General features: G+C 42.5%; 13 protein-coding genes. 5 read left to right on the forward strand and 8 right to left on the reverse strand.

Going from position 1 to position 12,917, the window contains the following annotated elements; all coding sequences use genetic code 11:
• Entirely contained in the window at positions 1–1,254 is a 1,254-nt protein-coding gene (locus tag UH38_RS08320; RefSeq protein ID WP_045054190.1) for a hypothetical protein, read from the forward strand.
• Here UH38_RS08320 and UH38_RS08325 read toward each other — a convergent pair whose 3' ends face one another.
• The 5 genes from UH38_RS08325 to UH38_RS08345 all read right to left on the reverse strand — a co-directional run bounded on the left by UH38_RS08325 (position 1,255) and on the right by UH38_RS08345 (position 7,863).
• A complete protein-coding gene (locus tag UH38_RS08325; protein ID WP_045054191.1) occupies positions 1,255–2,439 on the reverse strand; it encodes an FtsW/RodA/SpoVE family cell cycle protein in 1,185 nt (394 codons plus the stop codon).
• Positions 2,440–2,620: 181 nt separating this feature from the next.
• Positions 2,621–2,824: a phycobilisome linker polypeptide gene (locus UH38_RS08330; RefSeq protein ID WP_045054192.1), complete on the reverse strand. Its 204-nt coding sequence runs from the start codon at positions 2,822–2,824 to the stop codon at positions 2,621–2,623.
• A 254-nt stretch (positions 2,825–3,078) separates the two neighbouring features.
• Positions 3,079–3,564, reverse strand: a complete 486-nt coding sequence (gene apcB, locus UH38_RS08335; protein WP_009634168.1) for an allophycocyanin subunit beta — start codon at positions 3,562–3,564, stop codon at positions 3,079–3,081.
• Positions 3,565–3,627: 63 nt separating this feature from the next.
• Positions 3,628–4,113 (reverse strand): allophycocyanin subunit alpha, encoded by a 486-nt coding sequence (apcA, locus tag UH38_RS08340; RefSeq protein ID WP_045054193.1) that lies wholly within the window; start codon positions 4,111–4,113, stop codon positions 3,628–3,630.
• A 354-nt stretch (positions 4,114–4,467) separates the two neighbouring features.
• Positions 4,468–7,863 (reverse strand): phycobilisome rod-core linker polypeptide, encoded by a 3,396-nt coding sequence (locus tag UH38_RS08345; RefSeq protein ID WP_045054194.1) that lies wholly within the window; start codon positions 7,861–7,863, stop codon positions 4,468–4,470.
• Positions 7,864–8,303: 440 nt separating this feature from the next.
• Between UH38_RS08345 and UH38_RS08350 the strand changes: the two genes are divergently transcribed.
• Positions 8,304–8,510 (forward strand): hypothetical protein, encoded by a 207-nt coding sequence (locus tag UH38_RS08350; protein ID WP_045054195.1) that lies wholly within the window; start codon positions 8,304–8,306, stop codon positions 8,508–8,510.
• Between the two features lie 9 nt (positions 8,511–8,519).
• Here the strand turns inward: UH38_RS08350 and UH38_RS08355 are convergent, their stop codons facing one another.
• From UH38_RS08355 to UH38_RS08360, 3 genes are all read right to left on the reverse strand, one after another.
• Positions 8,520–8,747, reverse strand: coding sequence for a DUF6887 family protein (locus UH38_RS08355; protein ID WP_045054196.1), 228 nt, complete (start codon positions 8,745–8,747; stop codon positions 8,520–8,522).
• Positions 8,747–8,923: a DUF6888 family protein gene (locus tag UH38_RS27140; RefSeq protein ID WP_200892358.1), complete on the reverse strand. Its 177-nt coding sequence runs from the start codon at positions 8,921–8,923 to the stop codon at positions 8,747–8,749. The genes UH38_RS08355 and UH38_RS27140 overlap by 1 nt, the downstream gene beginning before the upstream one ends.
• Before the next feature lie 65 nt (positions 8,924–8,988).
• The gene (locus tag UH38_RS08360) at positions 8,989–10,263 is read right to left on the reverse strand and encodes a glycosyltransferase (RefSeq protein ID WP_045054197.1); all 1,275 of its coding nucleotides are present in this window, start codon (positions 10,261–10,263) and stop codon (positions 8,989–8,991) included.
• A 66-nt stretch (positions 10,264–10,329) separates the two neighbouring features.
• Here UH38_RS08360 and UH38_RS08365 point away from each other — a divergent pair, with 66 nt between their 5' ends.
• From UH38_RS08365 to atpB, 3 genes are all read left to right on the forward strand, one after another.
• Positions 10,330–11,517: a class I SAM-dependent methyltransferase gene (locus UH38_RS08365; RefSeq protein WP_045054198.1), complete on the forward strand. Its 1,188-nt coding sequence runs from the start codon at positions 10,330–10,332 to the stop codon at positions 11,515–11,517.
• Between the two features lie 91 nt (positions 11,518–11,608).
• Positions 11,609–12,049, forward strand: coding sequence for an ATP synthase subunit I (locus UH38_RS08370; protein WP_045054199.1), 441 nt, complete (start codon positions 11,609–11,611; stop codon positions 12,047–12,049).
• A 59-nt stretch (positions 12,050–12,108) separates the two neighbouring features.
• Positions 12,109–12,876 (forward strand): F0F1 ATP synthase subunit A, encoded by a 768-nt coding sequence (gene atpB, locus UH38_RS08375; protein ID WP_144405649.1) that lies wholly within the window; start codon positions 12,109–12,111, stop codon positions 12,874–12,876.
• Positions 12,877–12,917 lie beyond the last annotated feature (41 nt).

Below are 12,917 nucleotides of genomic sequence, written 5' to 3' on the forward strand. Positions count from 1 at the left end.
ATGGTGGATTTTTGCGATCGCGAGCTTAAAAAAATTGCTAGTAATTCCTCAAGTTCACCCGCCTTATTGACTGAGTTAAGCAATAATTCTGATTTTGAGATCCGTTCTCTAGTAGCAAGTAATCCTAATACCCCAGTCGATATTCTGATGAAATTAGGTGAGGAATTTCCCGATCAAATTCTCGAAAATCCTGTTTTTAATCTTTTACTACTTGAAGAACCTGATAGTCGATTTGTGCGTTTGTCTCTAGCCCGTAGCACTAAGACCAATCCAGAAGTATTAGCAAAACTAGCCGCGACAGAAAAGCATGATGAAACTATTTGTTGTGCTGTAGCTAGAAATATTAATACACCAATTGATACTCTCAAAAGCATGGTGGTAACAAATTGGCACTGGCGTGATGGCAATTTTCCTCTTCATCTTACCTACGAGGTGCTTACTAATTCAAGTATGCCCATAGCCTATTTGGAAGAATTATTATGTTTATCCATTGGTTGTGAGGAACTGTTGTGGGGATTTTCCCATCTCCCAAATCTTTCTCTAAGGATGATAGAAAAACTAGCTGAAAACGGTGCGGTTAGTCCAGCACTTGTCGAGCATCCTATTGTCCAGAAGTCACCAATTCTTTTAGATAAAATGGCACGTTCTTCGTATGATGAGCCTGCACTTAGAAAAATACTTAAAAATCCTATAATTTTACCTTCAACAGTGGAGTATCTTGCAGGATATAATTCCCCTGCAATACGGAATATAGTAATTGAGCGCTCTGATGTTTCTAAAAAAGCCTTGGACATAGTTTTATTCATGCAAAAGAAGTTAGGGACACCAATTGATTTATTGAACGAACTTGCTGAAGATTACCGATTTCAAAAACTATTAATTGACTATCCCTATACTCCATCCGAAGTTTTAGAGAAAACAGTAGATTGTTACTACGTTCCCAAATACAATCATGATTTTGATAAACGCGAACGTGAATATAAAGATGCTTTTAACGATCGGAACATGGTTTATAAGCTTGCTTGTCATCCCAACACTTCATTTAAACTTTTAGAGCGAATCTGCGTCAAACTGACTCAGTGGGCTGCGTACAACGATAGAACTGATAAAGAAATGCTTCGTATTGTTCAAGATAGGCTTTATAACCACTATGTCGTGCAAGTAGACACCGAAAAAGAACCAAAAATAATCGGCGACAGGTACAGCCGAGAAAACTTATTTGAACCAGAACCAGAAGACGAAATACCTTTCTGACTAGACTAAATGCGATCGCCCATTATTAGCACTTCGCCTTGGTAAAGAGACAACTTTTGCCTCGCTACTTTCTCTTGCTACCCGCACTAACAACCCAGCTATCAGCAAACTAGCTATTACAGAATTACCACCGTAACTAACTAAAGGTAGAGGCAACCCTGTAGTTGGCAAACCACCAGAAGCTACGCCAATATTTAACAACGATTGCCCGACCATAAAAATCATTGCTCCAATCGCTATTAATCGGTGTACTGCATTTTCAGCTTTAAAAGCAACAATTAACGCCAAAGTACCATAAGTTGCTAGCAGTAACAGAAATAGCAAGCAGCCAACAAAGCCAAATTCTTCAGCAAACACGGCGAAAATAAAATCTGTATATTGAATCGGTAGATAAAAGAGTTTTTGCTGCGATAGCCCGTATCCCGTTCCCCAAGCACCACCAGAACCAATTGCTAGCAAGCTTTGAATCAACTGGTATCCATCTTGCATCGGATCTGCCCAAGGATTGAGAAAAGACATCACCCGCCGCTTTTGATAGTCTCTCAAGCTTATACTGGCATAGGCAAGCATTACCCCACCCATAGCCGTTGCAATTAAGTAAATGTAAGGCAATCCAGCCGCTAGCGCTATTAGCCACAAAGCCATGCCACATAATGCAGTGGTACTCAAATTTGGCTGCAACAATATACCTGCTAGCACCAAAGCAAAAATTCCCAGCCAAATTAGCCGAGATTGCCATCTTAAACGCTGCCATTGCCCAAAAACACGAGCGCTTTGTACGACCAAAAACGGCTTAATTAATTCCGAAGGCTGAAGCTGGAAGGAACCTATTGGCAGCCAACGCGCAGCACCATTAGTATTTGTTCCCAATCCTGGAATTAAGGTGACAAAAATTAGGGCAAGAAATAGCAGTACAAACCAGTGAGATACGCCTAGAATGCGCTGCAATGGAGAATGAACGACAAAATTAAAGATGACTAAGCCAATAACTATAGAGATAAGTTGACGCTTGATATAGTACAAACCATCGCCAAAATCAGCTTCTCCGACAGCATAAGAAGCTGAAAACAAAATTACTAACCCGATTAGCACCCATAACAATGTCAGCCAGCGCAACAATCTTGCTCGGCTAGCCCACTTTAAGGTTGAGGCATCGAATAACGGAATTAATTGGCGTAACTCCACAGCAGCGCAAAAAATGGGTTGACAACAATAGGAGTTTTACACTCTCACACTCAAAAGCGCAAGTATTGTTTAATAATCTACTTACAAAATCTATCTGCGTTTATCTGCGTGCATCTGCGTTCAAAAAAAGGAGGCACAAATTGCCTCCCAACAAATATATAACAGCAAACTTAGTTTTTAATTAAGCCAAGCCAGTGTTCATTCCAGGCTTACCTGTAGCTAGTTCTACCTTGACAATTTTGCCGCCCATCTTCATAATGCGCTGCTGTTCGCGGAACCAGTTGTCATAAGGAACGAGTTTAGTAAAATATGTATTTTGTAATTCCCGCTGCGTGCGAATACGTGTCTGGCTAGGAACGCAAGCAGTAACTTTAAACATTCGCATCGGTTGCTATCTCCTGAATTAACTTAAGAAAATTTTGATTTCAATTGTTTTTAAGTAAAGTGTTGGGCGATCGCTTTTACCCTACTTTTGCCCCTAAAAATCGAAGGCTGGGAGTTAACTATCAATACTAGACCGCTAACACTCTTTGACTAATACAGTCAAGACAAGCGACAAAACGTTCTAGCACTCACAACCAACTCCCAGACCTTGATTAAAGACTATTTACGATCTCTACCTATTACAGGTATCTACAATTAGCTCAAGCCAGAGCAGATGTAGTCGAAGTAAACGCCCATTTCTTTACCAGCGTCAGGACCAACTAAGCTAGCAGTAACTTCTTTCATTGCTTGGATTGACTGTACGGTTGCGCCGATGGGTACACCCAAGGAATTGTAAGTTTCTTTCAAGCCGTTAAGTACGCGCTCGTCAAGAATCGAAGGATCTCCAGCTAACATAGCGTAGGTGGAGTAACGGAGGTAGTAGTCCAAATCGCGGATGCAAGCAGCATAACGGCGAGTTGTGTACATATTGCCACCTGGACGAGTGATGTCCGAGTACAACAAGGACTTAGCTACTGCTTCTTTAACAATTGCAGCGGCGTTAGCGCTGATTGTGCTGGCTGCACGTACGCGCAATTCGCCAGTTTGGAAGTAGCCTTTTAACTTCTCCATTGAGGAGTTGTCCAAGTATTTACCTTGAACGTCTGAGGAGTTGATTACAGAGGTAATTGCGTCTTGCATGGTCTTGATTCCTTAATTTCCAACTGTCTTGCAGTTTTTATAATCAGTAGTTGATTCAACAACTTACTGCATAGCGCCGACTAAGTAGTCGAAGTAAGAGCCAGCTTCAGCAGCATCTTCACCTGACATCATTGAAGTAGCAACGTTCTTCATTGCGCGTACGCCTTCAGCAACGGCTTCAATTGGAGTACCTAGTGACTTGTACATTTCACGAACGCCTACTACACCGATTTCTTCGATGGGTGTAACGTCGCCAGCTACTACTCCGTATGTGATGAGGCGGAGATAGTAGTCCATATCGCGCAAGCAAGTAGCAGTCATTTCTTGACCGTATGCATTGCCACCAGGAGATACAACGTCAGGACGCTTTTGGAACAATTGATCGCCAGCTTGCTTAACAATCCGCTCGCGGTTTTCTGTCAAAGCTTGAGCAATACGTAGACGGCGTTCGCCGCTTGTAACAAAGCTCTTGATCCGATCTAGCTCACCAGGGCTGAGGTAGCGAGCTTCGGCATCCGCATTCACGATCGACTTCGTGACGATACTCATTAACCGATTCCTCCAAAAAAATGAACCAAGTTTATTTAAACTGGCTTAGGCTTATTTAACTAACTGAGTTTACCTAAATTTAGGTCACTTGCGTACTTTAAGTTACTCAAGTTTTTTAATTTCAGTTACCTTCCGCAATCATTCTCCTGCATTCTGTTCGCGTTCTGACTCAGTTCTTAATACTTTTTAATATTTCTTTCATGAACGAGAACAATTACAGATTTTTTTAATCTCATTCTCCGCTAAATTACGGAGAAAGCTGGTATATTACGAAGCTATTTTTTGGGTAGTCAAGCAAAGAAAGCCCGATAGGCGATCGCACATCGGGCTGTATTATTTAAACTTTAAGGCAATTTAGCGCCCTGTACCTTGAGTAATCGACGAAGGCGATAAATCCGACCAAGACTGCTTAACTAGGTCAGCAGCAGCTTTTACGCTACCGATGTAGTTACCAGCAGGTAGGGATGGGAAGCGTGGATAGGGAACAACGTCTTCGCCAAAGTATTGCGCGTACTCTGGGCTATTGACCATTGTATCTACAGCCGCTCTAAGTCCACCATCAGCTAGTAACTTGTTGTATTGCCTAATCTCGCTTTGAGTTGCAGGAGCGCGACCCAAGATATGGCGGAACAAGAACTCAATTACCTTGGTATTGGGGTAAGGAGTGTAGAAACGCCGACGATAAGTATTAGAACTTGCTAAATCGCGGACAAATTCTCTTACAGAGATTTCGCCATTACGCAGTTTGCTGTCTAAGTCAGAAATTCTTAGCCCATCAGGAACTTGACCGCTAAAGATATCCATAACTTGACAGTAAATGGCATCGATAGCTTTCTGAGTTTCTTGAGTCGAATTAGTACCGTTAGTGATGCGATAAATCCGCGCTGGTTTGCGACGAGTTGTACCTACACCTACCTCAACAGATTGACCGCGACCGTCATTGTAAGAGCGACCGAGTTCGATAAATAAAGGCTGACTTCGATCGACTTGACGAGCAGTATAAGCCATATCAGCGATCGCTTTTGCCATCATCGGCATTTTATCGGTCGCTATCTTGGTCTGTACTGGTTCAAAGCTGGGGACAACGATATCTTCGCTTTGCTTCGTTAACTGGTTGTACAACTTCTCTGTATTCGGGAAGTTAGCAGCAGGTAGTGTCGGGAAGCGGCGGTAAGGAATGGTATCTTCGCCGAATACTTGAATGTACTCAGAGCTATTTACCATCGCGCTGACGAAGCCGCGAATACCTGCAGAAGCAAGGATTTGGTTGTACTCCCGAATTTCTGCTTGGTTCTTGGGGGCGCGTCCTAAGAAGTGCTTAGTACCAAGCTCAATTACCTTGGTATTGGGGTAAGGAGTGTAGAACTCTTTGATGTAAAGGTTTGAGCAACCTAAGCCCTCAATAAATTCCTTAACGTTAATTTCGTCATTACCCAGCTTGCTTTCTAAAGCTGTGAATTCATTTTGAGCAATATATGGCTCGACATCGCGCTCGAAGATTTGCCGATAAGCAGCCCGAATCGCAGTTTGAACGCCTACCTTATCGCTGGTATTGGTTAGCTTGAAGACTTTAGTTTGTTCGCGCTGCTTGTTTACGCCCTGAGCAATGCGGGATTCGATATCTGGTTGAGTCCGCATTTCCGTGACTTCGCCCAACTGGACAAAGCGTGGTGCTTCTTCGGTGTCTACCTTAGCGCTAACAATATCTTCATTGATACTGCCAACTCTTAAGGATCTAAGCGCAACACCACCAGGAGTTAGATAGCGCTCGTAAGGAACGGTATCTTCGCCAAAAGCTTCGCTGTATTCTGGGCTATCAATCAAGGCATCAATTAAAGCATAGAAGCCTTTTTTGGCACAGACATCAAAGTAGCTGTTAATTTCCTGCCGTCCGTAAGTTGGGCGACCCAATAAACGGCGGTGGATATATTCAACTGCCTTAGTAACGTACAAAGAAGTCCAGTACAGCTTACGGAATAAATCGGATTTAGCTAGCTGACGCACGAACTCCCGTACTGGAATTTCGCCATTTTCTAGTTTAATTTCCGCAACTTTTAGGCGTTGTCCTTCATATACATCCCGCCCGAATACTTGCAGGTAAGCAGCTTTAATTACAGCTTGAGTAGAGCTTTCGGAGAACTTAACGCTCGATCCTTTAGGCGATTTTCTGCCGCTAGTACCAGGAAGTTGATCTAACCGGAATACTTTAGGACCAAGAGAACCTGGAAACTCACCGCGTGACTGAGGACTGCTGTTTTGGTTGTTGATGCCTGGACCTTGGTGAATCAAAATCCGCTTGGTATCTTTACCAAATGGTGCAGGGCTGGTGCTGGGATTGCGAGTCTCTTTCGGGAAAATTGCCCCAAATTGAATTTCTAAGGGATCGTTGCCAGAACCATAAGGATGTTGGTCTGGTAGCGGCTTTTCGTAGGAAGCAAATAAAGTGATAAACTGCGGCACTTTACGGAAAGGTGCGCTGTAGTTTAACAAGTCTTGCTGCGCTCCCCAGTTGCGACATTCTTGGGCTTCTTGTCCCAATCCCCGCAGGTATGGTACAGTTTCTTCGCCAAAGTAGTCGGCGTATTCCTTAGAGTCTACTAGAGCATCAACTAGGGCTGGTAAACCGCCTTTGGAAACGATCGCAAAATAGTCTTGTACTTCTTCGCGGCTAGAAGGACCTCTACCCAAGAAGTGACGGAATGCAAGTTCCAAAGCGCGGCTGTTTATAAATGGCTGAAAAAATTGTTTTTGGTAAAGAGGAGACTTACCCACACGACGCACAAATTCCTTCATGGAAATGTCGCCGTTTTTGACTTGGGATTCTAAGTAAGATATCGACTGACTGTAAGCGCGGGTAATATCGCGCTCGAAGATTTGCCGATAAGCTGCTTTAATAACTTCTTGTTTTTCCCCTGCGGACAAACCAGGCTTCATAACAAATTTTGGTCGGCGCTCGGCAGAATTGAAGTAAATTTGGGGCAGTTGTAGTCCTTGTTGGTCGCCTGAAGGACGTTGGCGCAGTTTGTCTGAAGGTGTTGGTGCTTTAAATTCTGTAATCAGTACGTCCATGTACTGACTGACAATATTTGCAGATTCTTCATCCCTACGGAAGTAAGACAGCGATGCTTGCTTGATTTCTTGTAAAGCAACGATTGTCGCTTCACCAGAACAAGCGTTTTCAATAATTTCTCTTAGTCCTCGGACGTTGACAGCAATAATGTTGGGGTCGCCAGCTACGATCGCATACGTTGCGTAGCGCAGCATCCAACTCAAGTCCCGTAAGGACTTTTGCATATTGCTCGGACCGTAACGAGCAACGTTAATCGGTCTAAAACCTGGAGGTGTAGCACCGCTAGGTGAGGAACTAAATAGCGATCGCAACCCTTCTAGAAAACCACCACGATTTTCTACATAGGTTATGTTCCCTAATTGCATTCCTGTTTTTAGATCGTCTTTTGCCCCTACTGTTGCTAGTTCTACTTCTTTGGGTTTTTCTAGGTAAGCCATTGGCGAACCGCCCACAAAGATGCGGTTGGCGGCGCGAGACACAATTAGTTCTGAATTTTTAGTTAGTGTCTCGGCAATTTCTAATCTTTTCGTTCCCGAAGCAAAATAGTTTGACAGTGCGTTCAGTTCGCCTCGCTCTAAGAAGCGGTCTTGTTGTTCCGCTTGGTTGATTGTTGCGACTGCCAGTGTTTGATATAGTTGCGGACGCGCAACTGAGCTTCCACCACTTGCCTTAACACTCATGCTTTTTTTAAAACTCCCATCATATTCTTTACTGTGTTAAGTCTGACCAGGATGCCAGTAAACTTCCTTAAAAGTTACTCTAGGTCTTGACAAATCTCTGTTTTTACCCTTATATCCCGTCAAAGGAACTCGATTTTTCTACTTGCTGCCAGCCAGCAATTATCGCCTAAAGTTAACTCGGTCAGTTCCTAGATTAAAACGTTTTGAGTGCTTTCCGCTTGAATATTAAGAAGTGTGTAGATTTCCCAGAATTCTTGAGGTACTTTGTAGCGATTGTTACAAAAAGGTATCGGTCTAGAAGTGCGATCGCTATTTGGTTAGCAAAAACAACAAATCAGACGCTTGCCTGCAAAAGTTGGTTAGAACTGTAGTGGCGCTAATTAGGAACGCTAAAGTATTAATAAAAATTTGGATATTACTTAAATATTGGAACAACAGTAATGAACGCTAATCTAGTTGATTCTTTAATCCGAGTGATTTTGTCCCTTTCGCCAGAAGAAAGAATGCTTCTGGAGGCAAAACTTTTTCATAAAGTTTCAGAGCCTAAAACCTCTGAGCTAATGGAAATTGCTCAAAACGGCGGCAGTTTTGATTTCTTGTACGCAGAACCGGATCTATATACGCTTGAAGATGGAGAGCCTGTTTAGTAACGGTAACTAAACTGCTGATTCATCTTTGTCATCTTTGGTTTGCTGCATTTTCTGCTCAATTGCTGCTTGAAGTTTAGAATCAAAGTCAGGATCGTCTACTATTGTAATGAATTGGCGCGGACGTTCGTTGAGCCTATTTAGATATGCTTGAAGTGCTGTTTTGTCCTCACGATGCTGAAGAAAGTATTGCTTTAACTCTTGGTCAGACATTGCTGCATAATCGATCTGATTCATTAAAATATCTCTCCATTTGGTGTAACTTGAAATTCTAAGTTTTCAGTAACTCCAGCTAGGATGTATAAACTCAAAGTGCGATTATCAATACAAACTAAATGTATAGGCTGGAGCATGACGTAGGTCAACCGATAGCTAATACGATATAAACCTTTCAATTGAGCATCAGTAGGCATTCAAAACATTCACTCCACACGTTGTCAATTTTAGCAACCGATTTTTTAGCTGAATTAAGTTCAGGTCAACTCAAATACGCTTCAATACGATCGCAAGCCTTCTCTACACCATTTTCCGCCCGTATTTGCTGCCCTATTACCGCTGCTTTTTGGGCGTACTTTGGCTCATTTAATAGCTGTTTTAACTCCGCCGCAGCCGAATTTGCTTGATATTTGCTACGTTTAATAATACGAGCTACACCTAAACGTTCGGCGCGTGCTGCATTATCTGGTTGATCGTGACTATAAGGCATAAATAGCATAGGACGACCCGATCGCAAGGCTTCAGCAGTTGTCCCAATTCCACCTTGATGCACGATAACTGCTGCATGGGGAAATATTTTCGCGTATGGTGCGTAGCTGAAAGTAACAATGTCTTTAGATAACAAATTTTCTGGTACTTGGTTGCGCTTATCTTCGCCAATTAGCAAGACAGCACGACATCCTAATTGTCTAGCTGCGATCGCACTTTCTATATAAAAGTTACCTGCATCATTTACCGCTGCTGAACCCAAGGTAAAAATAATCGGCGGTTCTCCTCGATTGAGAAATTCTACTAATTCTGGTGATAGTTCTGCGCCTTGGCGATCGTAAAAGGGAAATCCAGTTACATAAGTATGCTTGTACCAATCTTTTTGAGGTTGAGCAAAAATTGGGGAAAATAAAGCTAATACTAAATCTGGTGAGTGTTGGTCTTGAAAGAAAGGATCTTTAACGGGTGGTAAATCTAACTGCTTTCTAAATTGCTGTATTGGTTCGCCCCAAGAGCGGATGCTAAATTTACCAAGATTAAGCAAAATACTATTAATTGCAGGGTTCAATCGTCTTAGGGAAACTACACTTAGTTGACTTGATAAAATTGATGGATCGTATGCAGACAAAAAGGATATTGGCGACAATACGCTAGAGAGCCAACGTATGCCTGTTTTTTGCGCTACTAAAACCCCAGCGAAACTTATAGGATGAGTAATTAGCAAGTCAGCACCGGGTACAGCTTGCATTATATCGTTGTAGCTGTCTTGCAGGTAAGGCAAAACTAACTCACGTAAAACGTACTCCGTTCCTTTTTTCGAGTCCATAGCCCGTTTGATAGCTTCTTGGGCTTCTTCAGGATTTAAATCCGATATGTTTGGTCTAACAGGGTAAAATGTGAGATTTTCTGCTTCAACTGCAGCGCGATAAATTTCGCTAGTGGCGATCGCTACCTGATGTCCTTTGCGCTTTGACTCTACAGCGATCGCCATATAAGGATATAAATCTCCTAAAGAGCCATAAGTAGAAATAACAATACGCTTACTCATAATTTAATTATTAGCCTTGGGAGGCGGAGATTCGCTAAACTACGGAATGCTGCAACTTTTCTCACTATGTCAGATTCCCAAAGCGTTAGCGCTGCTGTTGCTAAACTCTACGATACTTATCCTTTTCCTCCAGAACCAATTCTAGATGAGCCGCCACCTGGCTATAATTGGCGCTGGAATTGGTTGGCTGCTTATGGTTTTTGTACTGGACAAAAGCCCCAAAAGCAAGATATCCGCATTCTCGATGCTGGTTGTGGTTCTGGTGTGGGGACTGAGTATTTAGTCCATTTGAACCCCCACGCTCAGGTAGTTGGAATTGACTTAAGTGCTGGTACTCTAGCTGTAGCTAAAGAACGCTGTCAAAGATCGGGTGCTAATCGCGTTGAATTTCAGCAACTTAGTTTGTATGACGCTGACAAGTTACCTGGTGAATTTGACTTAATTAACTGCGTTGGCGTTTTGCACCATTTAGACGATCCGATACGCGGGATTCAATCTTTAGCTAAAAAGCTAGCGCCTGGTGGGTTGATGCATATCTTCGTATATGGAGAAATAGGACGCTGGGAAATACAATTGATGCAACGCGCGATCGCTCTACTCCAAGCTGATAAAAAAGGCGATTACCGCGATGGCGTTCAAGTTGGACGCAAATTATTTGCAGCATTACCAGAAAACAATCGAATTGTCAAGAGAGAAAAAGAACGTTGGTCAATGGAAAACCAGCGCGATGAATGTTTTGCTGATATGTACGTTCATCCCCAAGAAATTGATTACAATATCGAAACTCTGTTTGAATTAATTGATGCTTCAGGGCTAGATTTCTTAGGTTTTTCCAATCCTAATTTTTGGCAGTTAGAAAGGCTTTTGGGTAAAGAACCGGAGTTGATGGAACGTTCCTTCGCGTTGGATAGCCGCGCTAGATACCGTTTGATTGAATTATTAGATCCAGAAGTAACTCATTACGAGTTTTTCTTAGGACGTGCGCCATTACCTAAAAATGATTGGTCGAAAGATGAAGCGCTGTTAGCGGCAATTCCCGAACTTCATCCTTGTATAGATGGTTGGGCTAGTAAATGCTTGTTTAACTACGATTATCAGATTGTGAACTTGAGAGAACAAGAATTTGAGTTTTTAAAAGCTTGCGATCGCAATTCTAGTCACAATATCGGCGAAATATTGAAAAACGTGCAGTTCGATCTAGCTGGAGTGCGATCGCTTTTAAGTCAACAACTAATTTTGCTAACACCGCATTAATTATTTTTAAGGATTGTTACCGCAACGTGTTACGATCTTTTCTGGCTCTTATGTGAGTCAAGTCAATTACCTATGCTGGTTTGCGAGTCCTGTGAGCTTGTCAAACGAATCGTCAAACACTACGCCTGAAACGGGAGAAAATTCTCCGACCGATGCCCAAGCAAAAGCATCTAGCTCGATGCAAGAGTTCTATCAACTTTCGCAAGAATTGTTGTCAATTACTCTTGTTATCACAGGGATTATTTTTATCTTTGTGTGGATATTTTACTCCCTGAACGTTGCCCTAAATTATCTGATCGGGGCGTGCACAGGTGTGGTTTACTTGAGAATGTTGGGTAAAGACGTTGAGCAACTTGGCGGGGAAAAAAACCAACTAAGTAAGACGCGATTTGCTTTGTTTATTGGGTTAATAGTAATTGCAACTCAATGGGATCAATTGCAAGTTTTGCCGATATTCTTAGGGTTTTTGACTTATAAAGCTACGCTGATAGTTTATACGATCCGAGCGGTATTGCCCCCTGACCTGAAATAGGTAAAGTGCGATCGCGGCAGACTGCATTCTCCAACCCTCGATTTATGGTGATTCCCTAAATGGAAATGCTCAACAGTAGTGTGTTAAACACCTTTAACTATAAATTCCTGGCTTCCTTAGAAGTAGGTCATCACTTCTATTGGCAACTAGGCAATTTGAAACTTCACGGGCAAGTTTTTCTCACATCTTGGTTTGTAATTGGCATTCTAGTCATAGCTTCTTTAGCTGCAACTAGAAATATCCAGAAAATTCCTACAGGTATCCAGAATTTTATGGAATATGCCTTGGAATTTATTCGAGATTTGGCAAAAAACCAAATTGGCGAGAAAGAGTACCGTCCTTGGGTTCCCTTTATTGGTACTTTGTTCCTGTTCATTTTCGTATCGAACTGGTCTGGTGCTTTAATTCCCTGGAAGTTAATTAGGCTTCCTGAAGGCGAATTAGCAGCCCCAACTAACGATATCAATACCACAGTAGCGCTGGCTTTACTGACTTCTTTAGCATACTTTTATGCGGGCTTTAGTAAGAAGGGCTTGAGATACTTTACCAAGTACATCGAGCCAACACCGATTCTATTGCCGATCGCAATATTAGAAGATTTCACCAAGCCTCTTTCCCTAAGCTTCCGTCTATTTGGTAACATCTTGGCGGACGAATTAGTAGTTGCAGTGTTAGTGCTATTAGTTCCGTTGTTTGTACCTCTGCCAGTTATGGCTTTGGGCTTATTTACCAGCGCCATTCAAGCCTTGGTATTTGCCACATTAGCAGCAGCGTACATCCACGAAGCACTCGAAGGGCATGGCGGAGAAGAGCATGAGGCGCATTAAGTCATCTTAGCCCTCAGTAGATAGCACTGTTTTGTAGTGCA

It is taken from the genome of Aliterella atlantica CENA595 (assembly GCF_000952155.1).
In the GTDB taxonomy this organism is placed as follows: Bacteria; Cyanobacteriota; Cyanobacteriia; order Cyanobacteriales; family Chroococcidiopsidaceae; genus Aliterella; species Aliterella atlantica.

Excerpts from the sequence above, each read along its gene's own strand:
- UH38_RS08365 (WP_045054198.1), top strand. The coding sequence starts at position 10,330 with ATGTCAGATTCCCAAAGCGTTAGCGCTGCTGTTGCTAAACTCTACGAT.
- UH38_RS08330 (WP_045054192.1), bottom strand. The coding sequence starts at position 2,824 with ATGCGAATGTTTAAAGTTACTGCTTGCGTTCCTAGCCAGACACGTATT.
- UH38_RS27140 (WP_200892358.1), bottom strand. The coding sequence starts at position 8,923 with ATGCCTACTGATGCTCAATTGAAAGGTTTATATCGTATTAGCTATCGG.
- UH38_RS08355 (WP_045054196.1), bottom strand. The coding sequence starts at position 8,747 with ATGAATCAGATCGATTATGCAGCAATGTCTGACCAAGAGTTAAAGCAA.
- apcB (WP_009634168.1), bottom strand. The coding sequence starts at position 3,564 with ATGCAAGACGCAATTACCTCTGTAATCAACTCCTCAGACGTTCAAGGT.
- UH38_RS08320 (WP_045054190.1), top strand. The coding sequence starts at position 1 with ATGGTGGATTTTTGCGATCGCGAGCTTAAAAAAATTGCTAGTAATTCC.
- UH38_RS08345 (WP_045054194.1), bottom strand. The coding sequence starts at position 7,863 with ATGAGTGTTAAGGCAAGTGGTGGAAGCTCAGTTGCGCGTCCGCAACTA.
- UH38_RS08350 (WP_045054195.1), top strand. The coding sequence starts at position 8,304 with ATGAACGCTAATCTAGTTGATTCTTTAATCCGAGTGATTTTGTCCCTT.
- atpB (WP_144405649.1), top strand. The coding sequence starts at position 12,109 with ATGGAAATGCTCAACAGTAGTGTGTTAAACACCTTTAACTATAAATTC.
- apcA (WP_045054193.1), bottom strand. The coding sequence starts at position 4,113 with ATGAGTATCGTCACGAAGTCGATCGTGAATGCGGATGCCGAAGCTCGC.
- UH38_RS08360 (WP_045054197.1), bottom strand. The coding sequence starts at position 10,263 with ATGAGTAAGCGTATTGTTATTTCTACTTATGGCTCTTTAGGAGATTTA.